Here is a 24,158-nt window from a genome sequence, read left to right as displayed (position 1 = left end):
AGCCTCCTCATAAAGATACTTCTCTAAGGCAAAATGGCAAATGACCGTACCGGAAAACCGGACGCTCCTTTGGTTTTGGGTACGATATTAAAGATGACGGCGCCTTTTGCCGGAACCTGATCAAGATTGGTCATCACTTCCACTTGAAACGTATCCTGATTCAGCACGTAGTATTCGGCGACAAGTGCGCCATTCTTCCGGAAATCTGCAGCCGAATCGGTATCAAATGTCTCGTGACCGATGGCTTTAATATGGCGCTGTTCGAATAAAAACTGCAGCGCCTCAACGGACCAGCCCGGCATATGGCTATTGCCCGCGTCATCTTTGTTCTCAAAGGCATCCTGCTCTGGCCAGCGCTTGCTCCAGTCAGTTCGGAGCGCGACAAACGAACCAGGCTCAATCTCACCGTGTTCTTGTTCAAATGCCCGGATATCGTCGATGCTCAATGTAAAGTCAGGGTTGCGCGCGGCCGCCGCTGACTGATCAATCACAATGAGCGGCAGCACCAGTTCCTGGAGCTCCAGCTCATGCACATAACGCTGATCCCCCGGTACAAAATGGATTGGCGCGTCGATATGTGTTCCGTACTGTCCCGGAACGGTGAACGCTTGCGCAAAAAAGCCATCATCATGATCGAACAGCGTCTCAAATTCAGCCGCGTTAAATGCGGAAAAATGCGGTGAATCCGGCCCAAATGCATGTGTCAGATCAATCCATTTTTTCTGCTTTAAAACATTGAACGCCTCAATTAGCGAATTAACCATCGTGATCATCACCCCTTAAATGAAAGCGGAAAGCAAAACAAATAGGATACTAAAAAAGTCTCTTCAATTAAGAAGAGACTTGAATACGATCATTTGCTCTTCTTATCTTAAGCGCCGCACGCCTTCTGGAATTAGCACAGTCACAGACCGATGCTGAGGCTTCCAAGGGCCAGTCCCTCCACCTCTCTGGATAAGAATATATTGCTTCCGTTTTGTTATTAACTACCACAATACATCTGTTATAATAAAAAGTCAACAAAGAATTTTGAAATTTTTTGGTGCCAGGTACATAAATAATGCGAATTGTTTATGTACCTGGCACCACGCACCGCAGGATGTGATAGAATGATAGATATACACAGCCATATATTACCGGGGATTGACGACGGCCACAGACGATCGCCGGCTATGTCCGCGATTTTAATGAGATGCTGGCCCAGGAAGGGATACCGCTCACGGTTTTGCCGGGGCAGGAGTCGCGGATACACGGTGAAATGGCGGACAGGCTCCTGACCGGTGACATTATGCCGCTGAATCAGACGACGAGCTATGTCTTTGTCGAATTACCGTCCGGTCATGTGCCGCGCTATAGCAAGCAATTGTTTTTCGATTTACAAGTGCAGGGCTACATCCCTGTGATCGTGCATCCCGAGCGTAATCGCGAACTTATGGAGCGTCCAGACGAACTGCAGGATTTGGTTAAACACGGCGCGCTCTCACAGGTGACAGCTGCCTGCCTGTCCGGACATTTTGGTAAAAAACGGCAAAAATACGCCAATCAGCTGATCAACGCCAATCTGTCGCATTTCATTGCCTCAGATGCGCATAACACGACATCGCGCGGATTTTGCCTGCAGGAAGCGTATGCGGTGCTGGACAAGGAGCACGGCGCGGACGTCGCGGCGGCCTTCTCGGAAATTGCGAGCTGCTGGTGGCCGGCCAAACGGTTAACCGCCTGCCGCCTGAGTCCATCAAGAAAAAGTCATTTCTCGGTTTGTTTAAATAAAATGAGCGGGAGCATGCCACAGCATGACCAACCTGGTACGATTACTCCAATGCAGGGGAGATCGTTTGCTCAACGTCATGCTTGCTGATGCTCTCGTACTATTAATCTTGCACGTTTAACAAAAAACCTGCCAGCGAATTGCTTGCGATTGTGAAAGCTGTTACCCTATTTGTGACTAGCAGCATTGGGCAAAACGCATTCGCCGATAAATAGTCTGCAGCCACTATATAGGGGAATGCCCAATGACGATGAAATGCATTCCGACGACGTTTATGAGAAAATTTATGCCGGACGCGTTAACGAACGCGCTCATGCAGCGGATCAACACAAAAATACTAGGAAGACTATACAAGAATTGTAGACTTAGAGGAGGTTATCGTTTGGCTACTGTTAAGAAAGCTATTATCCCTGCAGCCGGTCTGGGCACACGTTTTTTGCCGGCAACAAAAGCCATGCCGAAAGAAATGCTTCCGATCGTGGATAAACCGACGATCCAATACATCGTCGAGGAAGCGATTGAATCAGGCATCGAGGATATTATTATCGTCACCGGCAAACATAAACGCGCGATTGAAGACCATTTCGACCGCAACTTTGAACTTGAATACACACTAAAGCAAAAAGAAAAGTATGATTTGCTCGAAAAAGTTAATGACATATCAGACGTGGATATCCATTACATCAGGCAAAAAGAACCAAAAGGACTGGGACATGCCGTCTGGTCCGCACGGAAATTTATCGGCAACGACCCATTCGCTGTCCTGCTGGGTGATAATATCGTCGAATCCGAAACACCTGGCCTGAGGCAGCTGATCGAACAGTATGAGCAAACGGCAAGCTCTGTCATCGGCGTCCAGCAAGTCCCCGATGAGGAAACGAATCGCTATGGCATCGTGGATCCGGATATAAAGGAAGACCGGCGCTACAAAGTCAATTACTTCGTCGAAAAACCCGCCCAGGATGAGGCCCCATCTAATTTGGCGATCATGGGCCGCTACGTCTTGACGCCTAAGATTTTCGAGCATCTTGATAAACATGAAATCGGTGCCGGCGGCGAAATCCAGCTCACTGATGCCATCCAGATGCTGAATCAGGAACAGGACGTCTACGCCTATGACTTTGCAGGCAAACGCTATGACGTTGGTGAAAAATTTGGCTTTATTCAAACAACGTTGGAGTTTGCGATGAAGGATCCGGATATAGGCGATGATGTCACGGCGCTGATCAAGCGTTTGGCCGCTGAACATGACTAATCACGGTGGCTTGGCTTCTATCTGTCTAAAAACTGCTGGATGAAGGCTGCCGCGTCATTGGGATTGATAATCTCAATGACTATTACGACGTGAATTTAAAACATGCCCGGCTGGATCAGCTTGTGCCGTTTGAACGGTTCACTTTTTACGAAGAAGATATCTCCAACAAGGATAAGCTGATGGCCATTTTCGCGGAGCACCAGCCGGATGTTGTCGCTAATATGGCGGCTCAGGCAGGGGTGCGCTATTCGATTGAGCATCCGGATGTTTATATCCAGAGCAATCTCATTGGCTTTTACAATCTGCTGGAGGCTTGCCGCTATTATCCGGTGGAGCATCTCGTGTATGCCTCGTCCAGTTCGGTCTATGGGGCGAACAAAAAGGTGCCGTTTGAGGAGACGGATTTCGTGGACAACCCGGCGTCACTGTATGCTGCCACAAAGAAGTCGAATGAGTTGATGGCCCATACATACAGTCATTTATATGATATTCCGGCCACAGGACTGCGCTTCTTCACGGTATACGGGCCGCTTGGGCGTCCGGACATGGCGTATTTCGGCTTCACGGACAAGTATTTCGCCGGCGAGCCGATCAAGATCTTCAACAACGGCGACTTCGAGAACGATCTGTATCGTGATTTCACCTACATTGACGATATCATCATGGGCGTGGAGCGTTTGCTGAGCCATCCGCCCGAGAGAGATGAGGATGGCAGTGATCCGCACCGTGTCTTTAACATCGGCAACAACAGTCCAGAACGACTGATGACATTTATCAGTACCCTGGAAAAAGCGCTGAGCAAAGCATTAGGGCGTGAGGCTGAATTTAATAAGGAATATGAATCGATTAAGCCAGGTGATGTTCCTGCGACTTATGCGGCGACGGATAAGCTTGATCAGGCGATTAGATTTAAGCCGGAGACGTCGATAGAGGACGGGCTGGAGACATTTGCGGAGTGGTATGTGGGGTATTATGGGAAGAAATGAGAAAACGGCCGACATGGCCGTTTTTACTGAAAGAATAATAATATTAAAAATGAGCTGTCATAGACAGCCCATTTAGCCCTTCCTTTTCACATATGAAAAGAACGGTTAATTTACTGAAGCTTGTTATCGGCTGAACTTCACGGATAAATATTACGCCGGCAAGACCATCAAGATCTTCAACAATGGCGATTTTGAGAACGACCTTCACCGTGATTTCACCTACATCGACGATATCATCATGGGCGTGGAGCGCCTCCTGAGTCATCCGGCCGAGAGAGAACCGAAGATGGCGATCCGAGCCGTGTCTTCGACATCGGCAATAATAGTCCAGAACGGCTCATGATATTTATTGGTGCGCTGGAGAAAGCGCTGAGCAAAGCATTGGGGCGAGAGGTTAAGTTTAATAAAGAGTATGAACCTATTAAGGCAGGTGACGTGCCGGATACATATGCATTGACGGACAAGCTGTATCAGGCGATTGGATTTAAGCCGGAGACATCGATAGAGGACGGATTGGAGAAGTTTACGTATTATGGGAAGGCGTAGGAAACGACCGTATGGCTGTTTTTTATGTAAGTATGCATTCTAGGGGATGTACTTATAAGGCTACGGTCATTGAATTATTATAATCATCTAGAGAGCGTAAAATAGTTTGTGTAAATCGCAATGACTCAATAATGGTCATAGAAAAAGGAAGACCCTTTCCTGTAGAATAGAGTTAGCCAAAACACACCCACAGGAGGTCTTCCCTATGAGCCATCTTACTACAGATTTGCTTGAATCACTAGCCCAAAAACAGGATATTGAAGAAGTTTTTCGCCATCACTTGGAAACAGCGATCAATCAGCTTTTAAAACACGAATTAACAGCTTTTCTGGACTATGAGCCTTATGAGCAGGCTGGCGTTAACTCTGGTAATTCCCGTAACGGATTTTATGGCCGTACGTTTAAGACAGAATACGGCAACCTTGAGCTGCATATTCCCAGAGATCGCAACGGTGCCTTTCAGCAACAAACCCTGGCACCCTATAAACGTTCCAACGACACACTGGAACAGTTTATCATCCACCTGTACGAAAAGGGCATCACAACGGATGAAATCGCCGATTTGATCGAAAAAATGTATGGTCAGCACTATTCCAAACAAACTGTATCCAACCTGACACAGCTTGTGTCAGAAGATGTTAAGGCTTTTCATGAGCGAACGCTGGAACAGCGTTATGTCTGCATTTATCTGGATGCCACGCAAATTCCAATCCGGCGTCAAAGCGTTGAAAAGGAATCGGTCTATATCGCCATTGGCATTGCGGAAGATGGCGGCAAAGAAGTGCTCGACTTCACCATCGCCCCAACGGAATCCGCCGAGGTGTGGGAGGAGCTCGTTCAGCGCTTATATGATCGCGGTGTTGAACACGTCCTTCTTTTCATTTCGGACGGCTTGAACGGCATGACGGATGCGCTGCATCGTGTCTATCCCAAGGCTAAACATCAGGTGTGCTGCGTTCATGTTTCCCGCAACATCGCTAACAAAGTACGTGTGAAAGATCGTGCCGTCATTCTGGATGATTTCAGGGCTGTCTATGAGGCTGAAAGCCGCCAGGATGCTTTAAATGCCCTGGAACAATTTCAAAACAAATGGCATAAGACGTATCCACGTGCTGTCGATGCCGTGATGAAACAGGATCGCTTATTAACGTTTTATGATTTTCCGGCATCCATCCGATCCAGCATCTATACAACAAACCTCATCGAAGGATTTAACAAGGAAATCAAACGCTACGTCAAACGCAAAGAACAATTTCCAAATGAAGATGCCCTGGAACGTTTCCTGGTGACCCAGTTTTTAGATTATAACCATAAGTTCGGTATGCGGTGCCACAGAGGCTTCAAAAAAGCAAAGCCTGAATTACTGCAGATGTTTGAATCGCTGGAGGAACAAGTTTAAACGACTAAAACACTGGCTAACTAAATTCAAAAGGGATAGGGTCATTTACACAAAATTATTGACGCCCCCAATTTTTTAAAACAAAGATTAGATTTTTGTTTATTCATCCAAAACTTACTGTTGTTCAACAGAAGAAGTGGAGTTGGTTTAAAAGTTCTGAATCGTCGTTTTCTGTTAAGGCTGATTGGTTAGTAAACGTTATACAGCATTGTTTTGCCAATTTGGAGCTCTGTTCTATCCATTTAATGCTCGAGTCAATTATCGATATATAAATCTTATACTTGAGCGAATTTCATAATTCATAGCCCTTGCGGCGCAAGGACTTAAAAACGTAAAAAAGGAAGTACCTCCCCAAATCTTGTATAATGGTAGTTGAACTAAAACATCCATAGAGATTGGAGGAATACTTCCTATGACTATTATACGACAACCAAGCTTATTTAGCATCCAAGAACTTTATGACATGGAACCTACCCAAAAGTATGAGGCGATCATTTCCGCCGTTGATTTGGATGCCATTTATCACGACATGGCTAAAAAATCCCGTTTGGGCGCGCCTGAAGAGCTGAATGTTGCAGCGATGATTATTTCCGTTTTCATTCGGTATGTTGAACGCATCCCAACCATAAAAGACCTGAAAAAACGCTTAGATGATGATATTGCCTTCAAATTGAATTGTGGATTTCTGGTTTCAGACAAGATTCCTTCGGAAGCTTCCTATTCCCGCCTTTTAACCAAGCTGAGCGAGTCAGATGCATTGGAAAAGGCCCAGGAAAAAGTTGTTCTTCAAGCCATTGCCGAAGGCTTTATCGCTGATGATACAGTCGCCATCGATGCGACTCATTTCGAAGCACGTGATCAGGCCCCGCCTAAAGAAGAAAAGGCAAAGCCGGAACCGAAAAAACGCGGCCGTAAATCCAGGGAAGAGCGTGACCAATGGCTCCAGGAACAAGCTGAGAAAGAAGCGAATCTGCCTCTTTATGACAGGAAAATCGAAGCTCAACTGGATGCATCTTTAACAGAACTTCGAGACGGTGTTCCCCGGGATCCCCAATGGGGGATCAAGAAAAACAGCGAAGGCAAAAATACATTCTGGTTTGGCTATAAAGGACATCTGGCTGTCGGCACATCAAGTCAATACATTTTACAGGCCCTTTTCTCATCAGGAAATCTAAATGATGGAAAAGCCGCAATTCCTTTATTGAAGGGGATGAATGAACGCTTGCCTCTTTCAAATTTGCGTTATCAGACGATGGATGCGGGTTATGATTTTGAACCGATTTACACGCAGGTCTATCGAATGGGCCAGCAATCTATCATTGCCTATAATAAACGCAATGAATCGGAACCCATAGGGTTTGATAAATATTTTGCCCCAACATGTTTCCGTGAACATTCGTACCGTTATGAAAGTTACGATGCCAAACATGAAACCCTGAAGTACACAAACCCAAAGGAATGCAAAGACTGCCCTTTAGCCCATGAAGACATATGCCAGAAAGTATTCAAGATGAAAATCACTAAAGACCTCAGGCGATACACAGCCCCGGCACGGGGCTCTAAAGCTTGGAACACCATCTACAAGCGCCGATCAGCCGTTGAACGTGTCAATGCCTATTTAAAGGAATTCTTTCAGCTCAACAATGTTCGCCATCGTTCAGGGAAACGCGCTCAGATCCATTTTGATATCGTTACGTTGATGTATAATGCATCGAAATTAGCCGCAGACCGCATTGATGCCGCGTTAAAGCAGCAGCAGGCTGCTTAGAGGAATTTTAAAAAAATACACATTAGAAATTCTGCAGGTCTTTGCGTTTTTAATAAGAGCAATTATGAAATTGATTCACTTCTTTAATATATAAAATTTTCTATATGATTTATGATTATTATACTATTTATTGGAAATAATTGATTGATTAACCATACCAGAAAGGTTCATTAAACAGGAAGACATCATGTCCTGTATCTCTAATAACATTTCCAAATAAGGCCATTTTCTAGGCAACTCCAACTGATTAGCTACTGTTAGAGCCGTGGTTATTGGTCCGAAATCTGATACTCATTTGTCCGTGACCAATCATGCCTGGGTTGGTTGAAAAAGTCGCATGGGTCATCATGCAGCTAAATCCCCTCACACATCCGCAGTTCGTTTTTTATGCGAATACTTAGCCAACAACCGCTCACACTCTTCCCACTCGGCTTGGCTATAATGAGAATTGGTATGATTGGCTGCTTGCTGCTGTTGCATAGCTTGTTTTTGTTTTCGCTCTTGAAACCATTCCGGTATGACTTCGGCTTTTCCGGGACGATGGCTGCTGGATAACTGGCTGTGCCGGTTGCGAAACTGGTGGTCATCGGCTGTGGCTTCTTCAACGGTTCGGATGCCTTTTGTCTGCCAGGATTTGAGAATGCCTTTGACGTAGCCCCATGAGAGCTTGTTCTGCTCCAGGGCGCGTCTCATCGCATCTAACACCAGTGGATCGCCCATGTCGCTAATCCAGCGCTCGATGTCCTGGGCGATATACGGGGTGGCGATGCCAAAATGCTGCTGGTAGAAGTCAGTAGCTGTTGTTATGGTTGGGTTTTGTTTGGTCTGGGTTTTGTATAGGTATTGTTTAACTAATGGGGCCGTGTTGTGGTCCGTCCTGTGGGCCACATAGTGGTCCGGATTGCGGACCGGATTGTGATCATAGGTGTGGCCCGGCGTTTGGTCTGACGGGTAGCCCTCGGATGGACGGATCGTGTCCGGGTGTGCAGCTGCTGGGTTGTCTGGCTTATCGTTATGTGGATGATCGGCATCTCGGTTTTCAGTTTGCCCGGTGACGGACTCTGTGGCGACAGGCTGTGTTGCTGGAATCGAATCCAGATGGTCTGGTGGCGTTTGTGGTGCGTTGTGCGATGCATGTTTCGGCGTGCTGGTTGGGTCGTATGGATCCTGGCAGGCGGCATCGGTATATGCGGTGAAGATTTTGATTTGCGAGATCATGCGATACGTCGCTGCTTGGTTGCCGCTGCCGGGTGTCACGTCGATATAGTCTTTTTCGATGAGTTCGGTGCGAGCGCGCTTGAAGGTGGTGCCTTTGACGCCGGATATGAACTCAAGCATAGTGGCAGGAACGGTGAACGAGGCCTGCCAGCCTGATTTATTGTTGAAGTGCATCAGCGCGTGCCAGACGGCTTGAGCCGAACCGGACAGAGGGTTGAAAACCATTTGGTCGTAGAAGGCGTTAAGTTCTTTAATATAATTCATGAGGATGCTCCTTAGCGTGGATTGTAGTGTGGTGCAGAATGGTGGTGACAGCATAGGGTACCTGGTACGGACGGATCAGAAGAAATCGTCTTGATTGATGATGTTTTGCTCGTTAAGGGTGCGCAGTTTTTTCCTGGCTTGTTTACCCCAGCTTTTTACGGCTTCAAGGGAGACATTCTCTTGCTGGGCGATTTCCGGCAAGGTTAGATTATCGATAATGTGAAATTGTACCCATTTCCATTGCTTGTCCGTCATGTGGGATTTGAGATGCTGCCAGGGTGTGGGATCGTTCAGCTGCGGGTGGGAATTGGCTGTGAGAGGCTGAGCCATTTCGCCTTCACGGCGTCGGTGATTGCCATCTGTCAGTTGTGTGCTGAATTCCTGTGTGGCTTGTTCCCTTACTTCGGTGTAGCGGTTTTCCTTGCGCATACGGTCGATAAGGCGGTTGCGGATCATGTAGTTGAAATAAGTGGCCATGGGGCCTTTATCGGGCTTGTACTTTTCGTAGGCATTCCACATGGCGATGAGGCCTTCCTGGAAGAATTCCTGATGCGGATCGCGGATGTTCATTTTGTGGAGCTGGTAATGAATCCGCCGCTTGTTCTGCTCGAAGATTTCGTCGAAGGTTATTTTGTTGTTAGTCATGTGAGTCTCCTTTGTGAATGTAATAAAGGTAGGATATGTGTGAAGGATGTCTTTGAAAAAGAGGGTGGCGAGTATCTCTATAAAGGCGAGATGCTTAGTTGTGATTACGAGTTGTTATCAATACATTTCTGGATTTCATCAAAGAAATAAAGGGGACGGCCAAGCGCGTTATGCAGTTTCAGTAAATATTTGGCTGTAACGCTGTATTCTCCCCTGAACAGCATCTAGATATTTGTCATTCATCTTAGCTTTCCAAGCAAGCTGTTCAATCGATTTTTGCTGTTGTTCCCGATACATATTTCAGATGCACCGTTAGCCACACATATCCCTCTTTTCAAGGTCAATTATCCTTGGACGGGATTAAAAGCGACACCGCGTATGCGCGGTAATTGTTGGTCTAGGGGAACATAGTTGGCTTATGGTGCCTGGCACGGTCCGGTTTATTTTCGAGATGATATATTCCACTATTTTACTAAGATATTTTTGACTATATTGGAAAGATAACAAAGTATACATTAGTATGTGGTACGTATATGCGTACCGATTGAGTGCTTGGCACGGCCCGGGTTTTGTCGATATATGTCGAATGGCGTTAATGTTCATTTGATATATTCGAAAGTTTGTTAAATATGCTTTTCTCTGCTTTGACGGGGGTTAATATTAGCAGATGAGCAGGGAGAAATCTGGTTTTTGATCTTCAGGCATATACAATACTGAAATTCTCTTATCTTTGAGGGGAACATACGACCTTGACTTTAATTAAACAATCGGCTAATCTATTAATACAAGAGATAGAGAGCATTTGTGGAGAACGCCCATGACAATACACAAAAAAACAGCCACTCCATCCTATATGGAGAGCTGTTTTAAGACGAGCGCTTATTCCTCATGATTTTCGCTGGAGAGACTGGAGAGAACGGCTACTCTTGGTACGATGCCAAGAAGTTTTCCGTCTTTGATGATGGCAATAGGATACTTGGATCTGGTTGCTTTGTTGATTAAGTCCTGAACATAATCGTCAGGGGCGGCTGTTTCGTTGTTGTCTGTCAGGACGTCTTGCAGCGTTTGGCCGGACTTTGATGCTTCCAGGGCGTCATCAATGGTTACAATGCCTTTGAGCTGTCTGTTTGTGTCAATTGCATATACACTGGACAAACCATTGCTTCTCATTTCCCGAATCGCTACTTTGACGCTGTCCCTGATATTAATGAGGGAATTGGGCCTGATCATAATATCTTCAGCCTTCAGGATTTTGGAACGGTCGATATCCTGGACAAAATCAGCGATATAGTCGTTTGCAGGGTTCTCTAAGATATTTTCCGGCGTGTCAATCTGCTCAATTTCTCCGTCTTTCATAACGGCAACACGGTCTCCGAGCTTGAACGCTTCATTGACATCGTGGGTAATGAAGATGACGGTTTTTTGCAGTTTGTTCTTCTGCAGATCAAGTAATTCCAGCTGCATGTCACGGCGGATGAGTGGGTCCAAGGCGCTGAATGGCTCATCCATCAGGAGGATCTCTGGTTCATTGGCGAGAGCGCGGGCGAGTCCCACGCGTTGTTGCATACCACCGCTCAATTCATCCGGGAATGTATCCTCCCATCCTTTTAATCCTACCGTTTCCAGGTTTGATCGTGCTTTATCCAAACATTCCTGCTTATCGATGCCCCGCACTTCCAATCCATAGACGACGTTCATCAGGATGGTACGGTGGTCGAACAGCCCGAAATGCTGGAACACCATCGCCAGTTGATGCCGCCGGAATTGTTTGAGTTGTTTATGGTTATAGTGTGTGATGTCTTCACCATCAACTAGAATATGGCCGTCGGTCGGTTTATTCAGGAGATTCAAACAGCGAATCAGGGTTGATTTGCCGCTCCCGGAAAGGCCCATAATGACGAACATTTCGCCTTCTTTCACATCGAAAGAAACGTTGTTAACGCCAACTGTATGCCCTGTTTCTTCATAAATTTCTTCTTTTGATTTGCCTTGTTTTGCATATTTTAAGGCTCTTTTGGGGTTTGTGCCAAAAACCTTCGATAATTCTTTCACTTCCATTTTAACCGTCATATGCACATACGCCTCCATTTACATGCTGCATGTTTTAATGTTGTTTTTGGATATTGTCTGATAGAGAAAGGGTGAGCCGGTCAATGATGATCGCCAAAAATACGATACTGATGCCTGCTTCGAATCCCTTGGCAATGTCCACTTGCCCGAGTGCGTGTAATACTTCCAGGCCAAGTCCTTTTACACCAACCATGGATGCAACGACGACCATCGCGAGTGCCATCATCGTCGTTTGGTTGACACCGGTCATGATGGCTGGGAGTGCTTGAGGGATCTCGACCTTCCGGAGCATTTGCATCCGTGAAGAGCCAAATGATAACCCCGCCTCGACTACTTCATTAGGTACTTGCCGGATAGATAGGCTTGTCAATCGCATGATTGGCGGGATGGCATAAATGACCGTGGAAAGCAGCCCCGCTGTCAGACCAAGTCCGAAGAAAAAGATCGCCGGGATCAGATAGACGAACGTGGGCATCGTCTGCATGCCATCCAGAATAGGCTTTACGATTATTTCAAATCGTTTGGAATAAGCCATCAGGACACCGAACGGAATACCGATGATAACGGAAATGATAACAGATGCCAGAACAATGCTCAGTGTGAACATCATATCATCCCAATATCCGAACATACCGATCAGCACCAAAAACAGAGAAAATACAATGCCGTTGGACAGGGATTTGAACTGCCATGCCAAAAGTAAAATGATCAAGATGAAATACCACCAGGGCAGCCAGATCAGAAAATCGTTGAAATTGTTCAGCATCCAGAGCACGCCTGTGTTGATTCCATCGAAAAAGGTGCCCCAGTGCGTTGTGAGCCATTTAACAATGAGATCGACGTAATCACCTAAGTGAAGAGTTAAAGATTCCGGGAAATTAAACATTGTGTGGGTTGCTTCGCCGCAACCGCCACCTCACTTTCTGTAAAAGATGTTAGAGTCGTTGAATGATAGAAAGTCGTTTTTGCATGGAAAATGATGTTGTTCCATTGGAAGGACATTAGCATCAGTAAGCATCCTGCACTTTTTGAGCCACATCATCCGGAACCCACTCGGCCCAGACATCTTCGTGCTCTTCCACCCACCATTTTGCTGCTTCCTCAGCTGATGCGTCATTGTCATCCATATAAACAAGTGCTTCCCCTGTTAGATCAGTGGAGGTTTTATATTGCTCCAGAAATTTCATCGCATCGGGATATTTCTCCTCAAAGTCTTTATAGACACTTACATAAACGTCATCTGGTGGAAACTTGGTACCAAAGTTATCGTTCCAGGTTTCCTCATCGTAATCAGGTTCTTCCAGCATGGTCATATCATATTTGGTCGCCAATGCAGTTGGCGTCCAGTAGTATCCAACCCACGGTTCTTTATTTTCATAGGCTCTGACGAATGATGCGGATAATGCCCCTTCTGTACCAGGTGTGAAATGGTTATATGTCTCGTCCAACCCATACACTTTCACCTTTTTCATGGTGATTTCAGACGCTTCTGCCTCACTATATCCTCCGATGATCCTGCCTTTTTCAGGGTCTTCTGGATCCTCGAAAATATCTTGGTAATCGGGTAAATCGTCGACACTTTCCAGATCAGGAGCTATAGGTTCGATACCTCTTTCTTTATCGCCTTCAATGACATATGTCGGGACAAAAAAACCCTGTTGACCGGTAAAATTTGTTTTTAATACGTCGATGTCTCCGGCTTTTTTTGCTTCCTCAAAAGCATCCCGGTAATTATTCGGCCACACTTCCATCGTTACGTCTATATTACCTTGCGTAAAATCGGTGAACGTAGCCGCCGTTGAACCGCTCTTTGTTTCTGTGTCATAGTCATATCCATTTTCAAGAATGAATTGGGCAATATGATTATGTACTCGAATGCTGTCCCATTGGGGGTCGGCAAAACTGATTGTTCCTTTTGCTTCTTCGGTCGCCGTCTCGGTTGTCATGCTGGATATTATAATTATAATAAATAACCCAAGCATGCCAATCCATGTGTAAGTCCATCTATTTTTCATATTCGTTTCCTTTCTATTGTATTTATTACCCTTAAAGCTGGATGAAGGATGAGATATTGAAATGTTCCATAAGGAAAAACAAGAGAACATGCATCAGGTGACTTCTTTCAAAACGATATTTATCCCGGACAATGAAGCTATTTTAATAATTGTAATATTTCCTTAATACGTTATAAGTATATAAAAAAATGCCTATTACCACAAATTGTATTTAAGATAATATTTTGGGATTTTAAAGGCTTATGTCGAAAAATAGTATTAATAGGCAAGAAAATCGGTGAAATACAAACACATAGTCCGTTTTTATTCGAATAACGTTAATCTCGTTCTTTCGGTGCCTGTCAACCCGGGTTTTGTCGAATGCTGAAAGCGAGTGCTGGCTATATGGATCTAGCTCTCGCTTTTTTTGTTTTAGGGGAAAAGAGGCAGGGTTGTTAAAATTCGTCCCTAACTTTTGGCGATCGCGGATTTTCAGCTTATATTTATCGAGCTGGTTGTTCCATCGGGTGTGGCGATAGCTGATGATGCGTTCTGGGATCGCGTGAAGTCGAAGCTGACGGCCAATCAGTGGAAATGGGTGCAGTATCACATCATTGAGGACATGCGTTTGCCGGAGATAGCGCGTCAGGAAGGTGTTTCGGCTGAGGCTGTGAAAAGCTGGGGACGCGAGGCAAGGAGGAGCGGAAGCGCGAACAGGAAGAAGCAGCGAAAGAGGTGCGTGACTCGGTTGCTGGCGAAGTATCGGAGCGGGTAAGGCGTGTGCTTGGGGTGGGTGGCTGCCTCCACAATTTGCATAAGTGCTGTCTTGTTTACCGCGTGCAAAGCATAAGTCTTTACAAGTTGATTTTATTACATTAATATATCCTATGAACCAATCATCCTACAACTTACGGAGGGGCCTCATGATACAAAAACCCAATCGCATGTCACTGGTGGAGCAGGTTGCCGAACAGATCGAGCAATTAATTGAACAAGGGGAATGGAAGATAGGCGAAAAACTGCCACCTGAAATGGAATTAATGGAGGATTTTGACGTCAGCCGTAATACATTAAGAGAAGCGATCCGGGCTTTAGTACACGCCGGATTATTGGAGACCAAACAAGGCAGTGGAACGACTGTGCGATCAAAAAGTGCTCTTGGAGCAGCGTTAAAACCCTATGCTAAAAAAGCTACCATGCTAGAAACACTTGAAGTACGATTAGGTTTGGAAAAACAAGCAGCCCAGATGGCTTCCCAACATAGAACAGATGCTGATTTAAAGAAAATGGAATCACACCTAAACAATGGTAAACAGGCTTTTGAACTCAAAAATCTTGATCAGTTTATTACGTCCGATATTCAGTTTCACAAAACGATTGTGCAGGCTTCCGATAATCAGTTATTGATTGATTTATATGAACATATGACAGATATCATATATTCCTTCGCTTATGATTTCATGGTTATGGAACCTTCTTTTCCATTTGGACAAGCGTTTCATCTTGGTCTATTTCAAGCCATTGAGAATCAGGATAAAGCGTCTGCAGTAGCGTATGTTGATAAGGATATGGCGTTATTAAGGGAAAGTATAACTAAAATGATGGAGGAATAGAGTAGTCATGAGTAAACAAACAGGAGCATTAACAAACAACACGACCAAAGCCAGCTGGTTATTACTTATCGGTGTTATCTTAGTCGGGTCTAATTTAAGGGTCCCCATAACGTCTGTCGGATCACTCGTTTCTTTTATCCGTGATGACCTTGGCATCAGCAATACGGTTGCAGGCTTAATAACGACATTGCCTTTGCTTGCATTCGCTGTTCTATCTCCATTTGCACCGAAAATAGCCAATCGTATAGGCATGGAATGGACAATAGCACTGTCATTGGTACTGCTTATCATTGGTATCATCATACGCTCAATAACAGGAATTGGGCTTTTATTTACCGGAACACTTCTTATTGGACTGGCTATCGCCGTTGGTAATGTGTTAATCCCAGGAATTATCAAGATGAATTTTCCTTTAAAAATAGGCATTATGACTGGTATGTACGCTGTATTCATGAATATATTCGGTGCTTTGGGGTCTGGGTTAAGCGTGCCTATTTCGTCTGCTGGAAACATGGGATGGCAAGGTGCCCTTGGTATCTGGGGACTACTGACACTTATTTCTCTGCTAGTATGGCTCCCACAGCTGCGCAAACAGCGTGATACATCACCTGAAGCAAATGCAGAAGCCAAGCAAAAAAGCAATTTATGGCGTTCCCCGATCGCCTGGGGGATAACCCTGTTTATGGGAGGACAATCCCTGGGCTTTTATACGTTAATTGCCTGGATGCCGGATATATTGAATTCTATCGGCTATAATGCAGGCACTGCCGGATGGATGGTCTTTCTGATGCAAGCTGCATTGATTCCCACTACTTTTGTTATTCCGGTTATCGCTGAAAAAATGAAGAATCAGATTAGTCTGGCTGTCGGAACGGCTGTATTGTTTATGATTGGATTTACCGGATTACTGTTTGAGAGTATGATGTTTGTGCCATTATGGGCTATTCTGCTTGGAATTGCCGGAGGAAGTGGATTTAGTCTCTCCATGATGTTCTTTACAATCAGAACCCACAATGGAAAAGAAGCAGCTGAATTGTCAGGCATGGCTCAATCATTTGGATACCTTTTAGCTGCCTTAGGTCCTGTGCTTGTCGGTACCTTGCACGACATAGGCGGTGGGTGGACAATGCCGCTGCTGTTCTTAATTCTCATATCCGTGATCGTTCTGATAGCGGGTATTGTGTCTGGTAAAGAAAGGACCATATCAGATCGGACCGCAAAACAAAGTGACCAAGAGATTGCGGAAGCGGAAATGTATTAATTTGTCAGGATAATGAAAGGATGGGCAAACATGTTTAATAACATTCTTGTCGCGATTGATGAGGATACGCCTGCATTTTGCGGTAGGTGATAGGCTATTTCCTAAGGACCAGGCTTTATAGTAGATCGGCTTTATGCGACAATGCCATCTGATATGCTAAAGTATAGGTATGGCTTGATGATCATATAGAGGAGGATGCATAGATGGTAAGTAATATGGATATGAAGCATCTCAAGCGGTGTGTGGAACTTGCTGAGGAAGCACTGGATGCTGGTGATGCGCCATTTGGATCAGTCCTTGTCTCAGCAGACGGCGACGTGCTAAAGGAAGATCGCAATCGTGACGCAACAGTCGACAAAACGCATCATCCCGAATTTGAATTGGCGCGCTGGGCTGCACAGAATATGACGCCGGAGGACCGGAAGCAGGCCACTGTTTATACATCAGGCGAGCATTGTTCCATGTGTTCAACGGCGCACGGAATTGCCGGCTTGGACCGGATTGTTTATGTCAGCTCATCACGTCAGCTGTCAGAGTGGCACAAAGACATGAACATTTCTAAAGAAGGTCCCATTTATTCTTACCCAATCGAAGACATTATCCGTGATGCGAATGTTGAAGGCCCTGTGCCTGAACTAGCCGAACAGGTTCGCGAGCTGCAGCGCAGGTATCATGAAGGGTGACTTAATCTCCCCGCGTCGATATGCGCGGGGAGTTAGCTTTTTGCAAAGTGAAATAGGTGTTTCAATCTCTGTTACCCCCGGATTAACGTAAGACCCCGCAGGTAAAAAAAGCCCCCGACCCATTCGTCCGGGGGAACATCACGATCCAACTAAAAACCATACTATTATGTTCTGTCCCAAAATCGCTGTTGTTTAATAGCACGGACAAAATCCAGACCGAAGTCAGCGTTATTGCCAGTGTAAACGACCCCGGCTGAATTATTCGTCCCTGATGCTGCTAGATAGGACTGCCCGGTTGATGCTACACCAATGGGTTTATAATGTTTATACGCTACGTTTACATACTCATTAACTTCATCATTAAATTTATCTTGTACCTTCGATTGACCTCCGATGATATAGAGAGAATCTAATAAATAAGGGTTTGTTGTCAGAAACGTCTTGTCAACTTTGAGTGTTGTGCCATCATCCCCGGTAACCGTTCCCAGGGTATCACTTACAATGACCACAAACACGCCGTATTCTTTTAATGTTTGGAGTGTACGTGTTACCTCATTGGCATTAAATCCGTCGCCAATCAAGACACCCACTTTTAAAGAGAAAGCATATTTAGGTGTACCTGTTTGGCTCAGGGATGGGTAACTTGTTGATACGGAGACATGTGTACCGCTTGGACGACTGACCCCAACGTTATCGGCGACAGTGGCAGCCATATTTTTATCAACATTGACTAATAAATCGACGGCTTGCTGGCGCACTGATTCACTTTTGACACTGCCAATTTGAAAATTCAGAGCTTCAATCATATGCTGCCTTTCAATAGCCGTTAAACTGTTCCAAAAAATTCTCGGCTGTGTAAAGTGATCATCAAATTTTTCAGGTCGCTCGCGTGTGAGGTGGCCCGATACTTGTGACGGGTAATGTTCGTATCCGCCTTGCTCGGGCGGCGTTGTGTACGGCGTATTGTTTAAAAGTGAGTTTTGATGATAATTCGTCTGATCCGCATCGATTTCATAGTTCATATACCCTTCTTGCTGGTTATTATGAAACGGACAAATAGGTCGATTAATTGGCAAGTGCTGAAAGTTTTTCCCGCCTAAGCGATGGTATTGGGTAGGCTGATAGGCAATTAACCTGCCCTGCAAGACCGGGTCATTCGAAAATCCAATGCCTGGGACGACATTCGCAGGATTAAATGCGACCTGCTCATTCTCAGCAAAATCATTTTCCACATTTCGATTCAACGTCATTTTACCAATCATCTGAACAGGGATAAGTTCTTCAGGCCAGAACTTCGTAGAATCAAGGATATCAAAGTCATAGTTGAATTGATCTTCCTCTGAAATGAGCTGCACGCCTAGTTCATATTCAGCATACGCGCCTTGATCAATCGCGTCTCTCAGATCCCGGCGGTGAAAATCCGGATCGATGCCGCCAATCTTCTGTGCTTCATCCATTAGCAGGGAATGGGATCCCAGGACAGGTTTCCAAACGTACCGGACAAACGTCTTCACACCTTCCTCATTCACAAAGAGGTATGTATTCACTGACCATGATTCCATCATCCGGTAACTTCTGAGCACGCCTCGGTCTGACATAACCCACAGCGTCATGTGCAGTGATTCAGGGTTATTTGCCACGTAATCCCAGAAATTATCATGGGCACCTGCGGCTTGCGGCATGCCAGTGCGTGGTTCAGGCTGGTAGGCATGAATCAAGTCAGGAAACTTCATCGGGTCCTGATTGATTAATACAGGGAAATCAATCGTCGTCAGATCGATATTGCCTTCCTCCGTGTACATTTTCACACCTAAGCAGCGTAAATCTCTCGCTGTGTCTTTTGAGCCTTTGTTTCCTTGCACCGTTGAAAAGCGAACAAATAAGGGCGTCTTTTTTCCAGCTTCCTGTAAAAAGCCAGCTTTTGTAAACTGCTTCATCGATTGGTAGCATTCAAACTCGCCATGCGCCCCGTATCCTCTGGCGTGAAGCCTTCTTGGAGGTACCGTTTCATGTCCAAAGGATGTCATCTTTTCAAAAAAATGGACATTCTCTAATACGCCCGGTCCTCGCTCCCCAGCCGTTAAGATTCTCTCGTCATTCGAGACTTGTCTTCCCTGATTCGTTGTCATTGGCTGTCCTGCATCACTAACACGAAATTCATCTAATTGTTCATTCTTGCTATTTCCATTGGAAGATGAATAATCAGACATAAAATCACTCCATTCATTTTGTTGTTGCTAATCAACTGATGTTTATGAACTAGTTTTGATCTTAAAAAAATTTTTATGCGTGTATTTACGGTGCCTGGCACGGCCCGCATTTTGTCGAATGCTCGTGGGTGGACAGGCAGGCTTATGGTGTGGTGCCGGGAAAGCGAGAGGCGTGAGAATAAACATTTTAAATTGTTTTCATTAAATGACAAATATTTAGACAAATGCTACAATAGTCTGACAATCCAAACATCGGAGAGGAGATGCACTTATGTCAGGCAAAACAACGATCGTACCAATCAGTGGTGGTTATCATGTATGGACGAGACGGGTGGGTGAAGGCCCGATAAAGGTTCTGCTGCTGCACGGCGGTCCTGGCGCGACACACGAGTACTTTGAAAACTTTGCGGATTATTTGCCGCCTGAAGGCATTGAAGTTTATTTCTATGATCAACTGGGATCTTATTTTTCAGACCAGCCTGATGACACTAGTCTATGGAATATTGAGCGGTTTCGCGAAGAAGTAGAAGAAGTGCGGCAATATTTGGGGCTTGAGCAATTTTACATCCTTGGTTCGTCATGGGGCGGTATTTTAGGTATGGAATATGCTCTGAAATATGGGGATCATCTAGCAGGATTGGTTATTTCCAATATGACAGCAAGCATTCCATCCTATGTTGAATATCTCAACGTGCTTAGAAATCAGCTTCCTCAGCATCTGATCGATACACTTAATAAATATGAAGCTGCCGGTGACTATAGTGCACCAGAATACGAGGAAATTATACATGAGCATCTGGACAAGCAGCATGTTTGCCGCCTGGATCCGTGGCCGAGTGCTGTTGAACGTGGCTTCGGCCGAACGAATGAAGACATTTATAACACCATGCAGGGAGCCAATGAATTTGTGTTCACCGGCACATTGAAGGACTGGGATCGCTGGGACTCTCTGAAAAATATTACGACACCAACACTAATGATCGTCGGGCGGCATGATACGATGTCTGTCAGCGATATTGAAGAAATGGGGCGCCGGATTCCTCACTCAAGGGTTGGCATCTGTGAGCAGGGCAGTCATTTATCCATGTGGGACGACCCGGAAGCTTATTTTAGTCACTTAATTCAATTTCTCAAAGACGTTAATGCTGGCGAGTTTGAATAATCTATTTTGAAAGGTCACGCAGATGAAGCAGTTTCTTCATTAAACAATCACCCTGTCCGCTTGGATCAGGGTGATTGTTTTGTGGGAAGGTTGATCATGGCAAGGGGGGATGTTATTTATGGGGCGTCAATAATTTTGTGTAAATGACCTTATCCCTGTAGAAGTTTAGCCATTGTTTTTCATAGCTTCAAGATTAGATGATTGCTCGAAGCCACAGCGGCAGCTGCTTGTCCTTGACCCTGCGCCTCTTCTTCGTGATTCGCTGTGTTGTGTTCAGGGACCCGGCCAGCGAGAGCGTAGAAGAGATCGGTCGTAGTACACTGGGTGCGTGGATGGAGCCCTTTGAGAGGGCAGGTATATACTGTTGATGGCGGCAGAATGACTCAGTTGAGCCTTCCCTGAACAAGGGTTTCACATCATTTGCTTGTGCTCTATAACCTTTACAGTAAGAACAGGCTGCATTCTGGAATGTTACTCCCTCGGACGATCATATCCAAAGGAATACCAATTGCTGGTGACTATTAAGAATTAAGTTAAAAGTCTCTTAGCAATCTCCTCATAGAGCAGAATGCCATTCGTATTTATCCAACTCAACATACACATCTGGCTGATGAGCGACGGATGCATCACCAGGCGTCTTGAACCCAGCCTGACAAAAGAATCCCTGTAACGGGACTGTTCGAATGCCGTTATTTACGCTACACTTGTCACATTATGAAATAACACGAAACCTAAAAGGGGAAGCGATGCAAAATGACGTGGGACGTTCTTAATATCATAGGCACGCTTGCTTTTGCCATTAGTGGTGCCATTATTGCACTAAAAGAGCATTATGACATATTAGGTGTCCAAGTTTTAGGGTTTACGACAGCATTCGGAGGCAGTACGATCCGAAATTTGCTAATTGGCATACCAATTGAAAACATTTGGACGCAGGGTGATTTATTCATCGCCGTTTTCCTAACGAATATCATTATCTTTATACTGCCGAGACAGTGGTTTGAATATTGGTTTAAATGGGGCATTCTTTTTGATGCCATCGGGTTAGCATCATTTGCGATTCAAGGGGCTGTCAGTGCTGTTGAAATTGGCGCACCTTTAAGTGCAGTGCTTGTTGCAGCAACTTTGACAGGTTCAGGCGGGGGTATGATCCGGGATGTTTTTGCTGGAAGGAAACCAATGATTTTTCGCGCTGAGATTTATGCTCTCTGGGCGGCACTTGGCGGGTTAATGGTTGGTCTCGGCGTCATCCAGGGCCCTTGGATGACAGGTGCCCTTTTTGCTGCAATTGTTACGTTGAGGATGTTGTCGGTGCAATTTAAATGGCGATTACCTCAGCGTTCAATATCGTGATGACACGGTATAAAATCAATGTTAAGCAATGGGTGCAATTCTGGCATAAAAATTATGCGCCAGATTACTGAAGAAGTACTATTATTGGGCCAGTGAACACAGTACTTCCATCCTGATTATATAAATCAAGAATCGATTGGCTGGCGCTCTATTCGTTCTTTTATGAAATGAGGTTTAATTCGATATTCATTGTTCGGTAAATGCTTCTTACTCTAGGTGTTAGGTCATCCAAATAAATAATATAAAACACAAAAAAATCACATTGTTTGCGTTATCAAGTAATACTGTAATATTCTATATGGGTAGTAGTGTAATGAGAAAGAAGAAGTTTAAGCTTTCTATTATATAAACGCTAATTTAAAAATCTGAGGAGGAATTGAGTATGTCTACAGAAACAAACTCTGCGAATATTATGGAACAAACCTTCCAATATAATGCACATAACTATCACCCATTACCGGTTGTTATTTCTGAAGCAGAAGGCGTCTGGGCAAAAGACCCTGAAGGAAATAATTATGTGGACATGCTGAGTTCTTATTCGGCACTTAATCATGGGCACCGCCATCCGAAGATCATTCAAGCAGTGAAGGATCAGCTTGATACTCTAACATTAACGTCCCGAGCATTTCACAATGACGTGCTTGGACCATGGGCTAAGCGTGTCGCTGAGTTGACGAACAAGGATAAAGTTTTGCCTATGAATACAGGTGTTGAGGCAACTGAAACGGCGATCAAGGCAGCTCGCCGCTGGGCTTATGAAGTCAAAGGTGTAGAAGATAACAAGGCTGAAATTATCGCAGCGACAGGGAACTTTCACGGCCGTACGTTAAATGCTATATCCATGTCCGATGACCCTGAGGCAACGAAAAATTATGGCCCTTTTATGCCAGGAATATACCAGGCAGCGTATGGTGACGCAGAGGCTATTCGAGAAGCTATTACAGCAAACACTGCCGCCGTGATTGTGGAACCCATTCAAGGAGAGGCCGGTATCATTATTCCGCCCGAAGGTTACCTGAAAGAGGTTCGTGACATCTGTACAGAAAACAATGTCCTGTTCATTGCTGATGAAATACAAACAGGATTAGGACGTACTGGTAAAATGTTTGCTTGTGATTGGGAAAATGTCGTTCCGGATATCTATGCTATGGGCAAGGCATTAGGCGGCGGTGTCATGCCGGTGTCTGCTATTGCTGCTAATGATGATATTATGAATGTTTTCATACCAGGGTCACATGGATCAACCTTCGGAGGCAACCCATTAGCTTGTGCCGCATCCATGGCCGCCATTGATGTGATTGAAGAAGAAAATCTTGCTCAAAAGTCACTTGAGCTTGGAGAATACTTCGCAAATGCACTAAAAGAAATCAATAATCCAGAAATAAAAGAGATTCGCGCCCGCGGTCTTTTCATCGGGGTGGAATTCAATAAACCCGTTCGTCCTTTATGTGAGGAAATCATAGAAGCTGGTGTGTTATGTAAGGAAACACATGAAAATACGATTCGGTTCGCGCCTCCGCTCGTTATTACGAAAGAAGAACTTGATTGGGGCATTGATAAGATAAAACAAGTATTGTCAAATTAAAATCATAATGTTTCTGATGAGAATTGACATGTCATTCTCTGCAGAGAACGACTCGCCAAATTTGGCCAGGTCTTTCAGTGAAAATGATAAGCTGCAGGCTTAACAATTAAGTGAGACATGGAATATCGCTAAGCTTGGCAATATAATATATTCTAATAGAAAGTCTTGATGAAGCATGGGGATTTCGACCTCATGCTTTTTTATTGATTTGTAAGTCTTATTGTAGTAAATATATTCTGAGAATCAGCGTATATTGCGTATTTCGGACTTGGCTGGCGACTCCATATAAGCGGGGAATACACAACGTTTCTGGCATATTCCTCGTTCACCAAGACTACCTCGATATTGATACTTCCCGAGCCTCTGTAATAGTTTCAC

17 protein-coding genes, 3 pseudogenes and 1 riboswitch are annotated in these 24,158 nt (G+C 44.9%); of the genes and pseudogenes, 13 read left to right on the top strand and 7 right to left on the bottom strand.

Annotated elements, in window-relative coordinates; all coding sequences use genetic code 11:
• Window positions 1-23 precede the first annotated feature (23 nt).
• Window positions 24-764: a cyclase family protein gene (locus ACZ444_RS12545; RefSeq protein WP_382359097.1), complete on the bottom strand. Its 741-nt coding sequence runs from the start codon at window positions 762-764 to the stop codon at window positions 24-26.
• A 99-nt stretch (window positions 765-863) separates the two neighbouring features.
• Window positions 864-961, bottom strand: a riboswitch (SAM riboswitch).
• Between the two features lie 148 nt (window positions 962-1,109).
• Between ACZ444_RS12545 and ACZ444_RS12540 the strand changes: the two are divergent.
• The 6 genes and pseudogenes from ACZ444_RS12540 (at window position 1,110) to ACZ444_RS12515 (ending at window position 7,722) form a co-directional block, all read left to right on the top strand.
• Window positions 1,110-1,770, top strand: a pseudogene (locus tag ACZ444_RS12540) (tyrosine-protein phosphatase).
• Window positions 1,771-2,150: 380 nt separating this feature from the next.
• The gene (gene galU / locus ACZ444_RS12535; protein WP_382359100.1) at window positions 2,151-3,023 is read left to right on the top strand and encodes a UTP--glucose-1-phosphate uridylyltransferase GalU; all 873 of its coding nucleotides are present in this window, start codon (window positions 2,151-2,153) and stop codon (window positions 3,021-3,023) included.
• A 21-nt stretch (window positions 3,024-3,044) separates the two neighbouring features.
• Window positions 3,045-4,009 (top strand): annotated as a pseudogene (locus ACZ444_RS12530) (NAD-dependent epimerase/dehydratase family protein).
• 136 nt (window positions 4,010-4,145) lie between these two features.
• Window positions 4,146-4,555, top strand: a pseudogene (locus ACZ444_RS12525) (Rossmann-fold NAD(P)-binding domain-containing protein); the annotation flags it as partial.
• A gap of 205 nt (window positions 4,556-4,760) precedes the next feature.
• Window positions 4,761-5,954 carry an IS256 family transposase gene (locus ACZ444_RS12520; RefSeq protein WP_464433219.1) on the top strand — a complete coding sequence of 398 codons (1,194 nt, stop codon included), beginning with the start codon at window positions 4,761-4,763 and terminating at the stop codon, window positions 5,952-5,954.
• 412 nt (window positions 5,955-6,366) lie between these two features.
• The gene (locus ACZ444_RS12515) at window positions 6,367-7,722 is read left to right on the top strand and encodes an IS1182 family transposase (RefSeq protein ID WP_464433229.1); all 1,356 of its coding nucleotides are present in this window, start codon (window positions 6,367-6,369) and stop codon (window positions 7,720-7,722) included.
• A gap of 363 nt (window positions 7,723-8,085) precedes the next feature.
• Here the strand turns inward: ACZ444_RS12515 and ACZ444_RS12510 are convergent, their stop codons facing one another.
• From ACZ444_RS12510 to ACZ444_RS12490, 5 genes are all read right to left on the bottom strand, one after another.
• Window positions 8,086-9,204, bottom strand: coding sequence for a DnaD domain-containing protein (locus tag ACZ444_RS12510; RefSeq protein WP_382359250.1), 1,119 nt, complete (start codon window positions 9,202-9,204; stop codon window positions 8,086-8,088).
• Between the two features lie 75 nt (window positions 9,205-9,279).
• Window positions 9,280-9,849, bottom strand: coding sequence for a sigma-70 family RNA polymerase sigma factor (locus ACZ444_RS12505; RefSeq protein WP_382359247.1), 570 nt, complete (start codon window positions 9,847-9,849; stop codon window positions 9,280-9,282).
• An 879-nt stretch (window positions 9,850-10,728) separates the two neighbouring features.
• Window positions 10,729-11,919 carry a quaternary amine ABC transporter ATP-binding protein gene (locus ACZ444_RS12500; RefSeq protein ID WP_382359244.1) on the bottom strand — a complete coding sequence of 397 codons (1,191 nt, stop codon included), beginning with the start codon at window positions 11,917-11,919 and terminating at the stop codon, window positions 10,729-10,731.
• 34 nt (window positions 11,920-11,953) lie between these two features.
• A complete protein-coding gene (locus tag ACZ444_RS12495) occupies window positions 11,954-12,805 on the bottom strand; it encodes an ABC transporter permease (RefSeq protein WP_382359242.1) in 852 nt (283 codons plus the stop codon).
• 121 nt (window positions 12,806-12,926) lie between these two features.
• Window positions 12,927-13,865: an ABC transporter substrate-binding protein gene (locus ACZ444_RS12490; RefSeq protein ID WP_382359239.1), complete on the bottom strand. Its 939-nt coding sequence runs from the start codon at window positions 13,863-13,865 to the stop codon at window positions 12,927-12,929.
• Between the two features lie 523 nt (window positions 13,866-14,388).
• Between ACZ444_RS12490 and ACZ444_RS12485 the strand changes: the two genes are divergently transcribed.
• The 4 genes from ACZ444_RS12485 (at window position 14,389) to ACZ444_RS12470 (ending at window position 17,470) form a co-directional block, all read left to right on the top strand.
• Entirely contained in the window at window positions 14,389-14,688 is a 300-nt protein-coding gene (locus ACZ444_RS12485) for a hypothetical protein (RefSeq protein ID WP_382359236.1), read from the top strand.
• A gap of 148 nt (window positions 14,689-14,836) precedes the next feature.
• Complete coding sequence (locus ACZ444_RS12480) at window positions 14,837-15,526, top strand: FadR/GntR family transcriptional regulator (protein ID WP_382359233.1); 690 nt, start codon at window positions 14,837-14,839, stop codon at window positions 15,524-15,526.
• Between the two features lie 7 nt (window positions 15,527-15,533).
• Window positions 15,534-16,787, top strand: coding sequence for a CynX/NimT family MFS transporter (locus tag ACZ444_RS12475; protein WP_382359230.1), 1,254 nt, complete (start codon window positions 15,534-15,536; stop codon window positions 16,785-16,787).
• 203 nt (window positions 16,788-16,990) lie between these two features.
• Complete coding sequence (locus tag ACZ444_RS12470; RefSeq protein WP_382359227.1) at window positions 16,991-17,470, top strand: nucleoside deaminase; 480 nt, start codon at window positions 16,991-16,993, stop codon at window positions 17,468-17,470.
• A gap of 164 nt (window positions 17,471-17,634) precedes the next feature.
• On the opposite strand, the gene ACZ444_RS12465 is transcribed toward ACZ444_RS12470, so the two are convergent.
• Window positions 17,635-19,680 (bottom strand): catalase, encoded by a 2,046-nt coding sequence (locus tag ACZ444_RS12465; RefSeq protein ID WP_464433344.1) that lies wholly within the window; start codon window positions 19,678-19,680, stop codon window positions 17,635-17,637.
• A gap of 271 nt (window positions 19,681-19,951) precedes the next feature.
• On the opposite strand from ACZ444_RS12465, the gene ACZ444_RS12460 reads away from it, so the two are divergent.
• The 3 genes from ACZ444_RS12460 to ACZ444_RS12450 all read left to right on the top strand — a co-directional run bounded on the left by ACZ444_RS12460 (window position 19,952) and on the right by ACZ444_RS12450 (window position 23,780).
• Window positions 19,952-20,842 (top strand): proline iminopeptidase-family hydrolase, encoded by an 891-nt coding sequence (locus ACZ444_RS12460; RefSeq protein WP_382359221.1) that lies wholly within the window; start codon window positions 19,952-19,954, stop codon window positions 20,840-20,842.
• A 753-nt stretch (window positions 20,843-21,595) separates the two neighbouring features.
• Window positions 21,596-22,195, top strand: coding sequence for a trimeric intracellular cation channel family protein (locus ACZ444_RS12455; RefSeq protein WP_382359218.1), 600 nt, complete (start codon window positions 21,596-21,598; stop codon window positions 22,193-22,195).
• A gap of 382 nt (window positions 22,196-22,577) precedes the next feature.
• Entirely contained in the window at window positions 22,578-23,780 is a 1,203-nt protein-coding gene (locus ACZ444_RS12450; protein WP_382359215.1) for an ornithine--oxo-acid transaminase, read from the top strand.
• The last annotated feature ends 378 nt before the right edge of the window (window positions 23,781-24,158 follow it).

Source organism: Lentibacillus kimchii (assembly GCF_055381965.1).
Note: the sequence above shows the minus strand (reverse complement) of the source record. Positions and strands in the feature narration are given on the sequence as shown.

Excerpts from the sequence above, each read along its gene's own strand:
- ACZ444_RS12545 (WP_382359097.1), bottom strand. The coding sequence starts at position 764 with ATGGTTAATTCGCTAATTGAGGCGTTCAATGTTTTAAAGCAGAAAAAA.
- ACZ444_RS12520 (WP_464433219.1), top strand. The coding sequence starts at position 4,761 with ATGAGCCATCTTACTACAGATTTGCTTGAATCACTAGCCCAAAAACAG.
- ACZ444_RS12515 (WP_464433229.1), top strand. The coding sequence starts at position 6,367 with ATGACTATTATACGACAACCAAGCTTATTTAGCATCCAAGAACTTTAT.
- ACZ444_RS12510 (WP_382359250.1), bottom strand. The coding sequence starts at position 9,204 with ATGAATTATATTAAAGAACTTAACGCCTTCTACGACCAAATGGTTTTC.
- ACZ444_RS12505 (WP_382359247.1), bottom strand. The coding sequence starts at position 9,849 with ATGACTAACAACAAAATAACCTTCGACGAAATCTTCGAGCAGAACAAG.
- ACZ444_RS12500 (WP_382359244.1), bottom strand. The coding sequence starts at position 11,919 with ATGACGGTTAAAATGGAAGTGAAAGAATTATCGAAGGTTTTTGGCACA.
- ACZ444_RS12495 (WP_382359242.1), bottom strand. The coding sequence starts at position 12,805 with ATGTTTAATTTCCCGGAATCTTTAACTCTTCACTTAGGTGATTACGTC.
- ACZ444_RS12490 (WP_382359239.1), bottom strand. The coding sequence starts at position 13,865 with ATGACAACCGAGACGGCGACCGAAGAAGCAAAAGGAACAATCAGTTTT.
- ACZ444_RS12480 (WP_382359233.1), top strand. The coding sequence starts at position 14,837 with ATGATACAAAAACCCAATCGCATGTCACTGGTGGAGCAGGTTGCCGAA.
- ACZ444_RS12475 (WP_382359230.1), top strand. The coding sequence starts at position 15,534 with ATGAGTAAACAAACAGGAGCATTAACAAACAACACGACCAAAGCCAGC.
- ACZ444_RS12470 (WP_382359227.1), top strand. The coding sequence starts at position 16,991 with ATGGTAAGTAATATGGATATGAAGCATCTCAAGCGGTGTGTGGAACTT.
- ACZ444_RS12465 (WP_464433344.1), bottom strand. The coding sequence starts at position 19,680 with ATGTCTGATTATTCATCTTCCAATGGAAATAGCAAGAATGAACAATTA.
- ACZ444_RS12460 (WP_382359221.1), top strand. The coding sequence starts at position 19,952 with ATGTCAGGCAAAACAACGATCGTACCAATCAGTGGTGGTTATCATGTA.
- ACZ444_RS12455 (WP_382359218.1), top strand. The coding sequence starts at position 21,596 with ATGACGTGGGACGTTCTTAATATCATAGGCACGCTTGCTTTTGCCATT.
- ACZ444_RS12450 (WP_382359215.1), top strand. The coding sequence starts at position 22,578 with ATGTCTACAGAAACAAACTCTGCGAATATTATGGAACAAACCTTCCAA.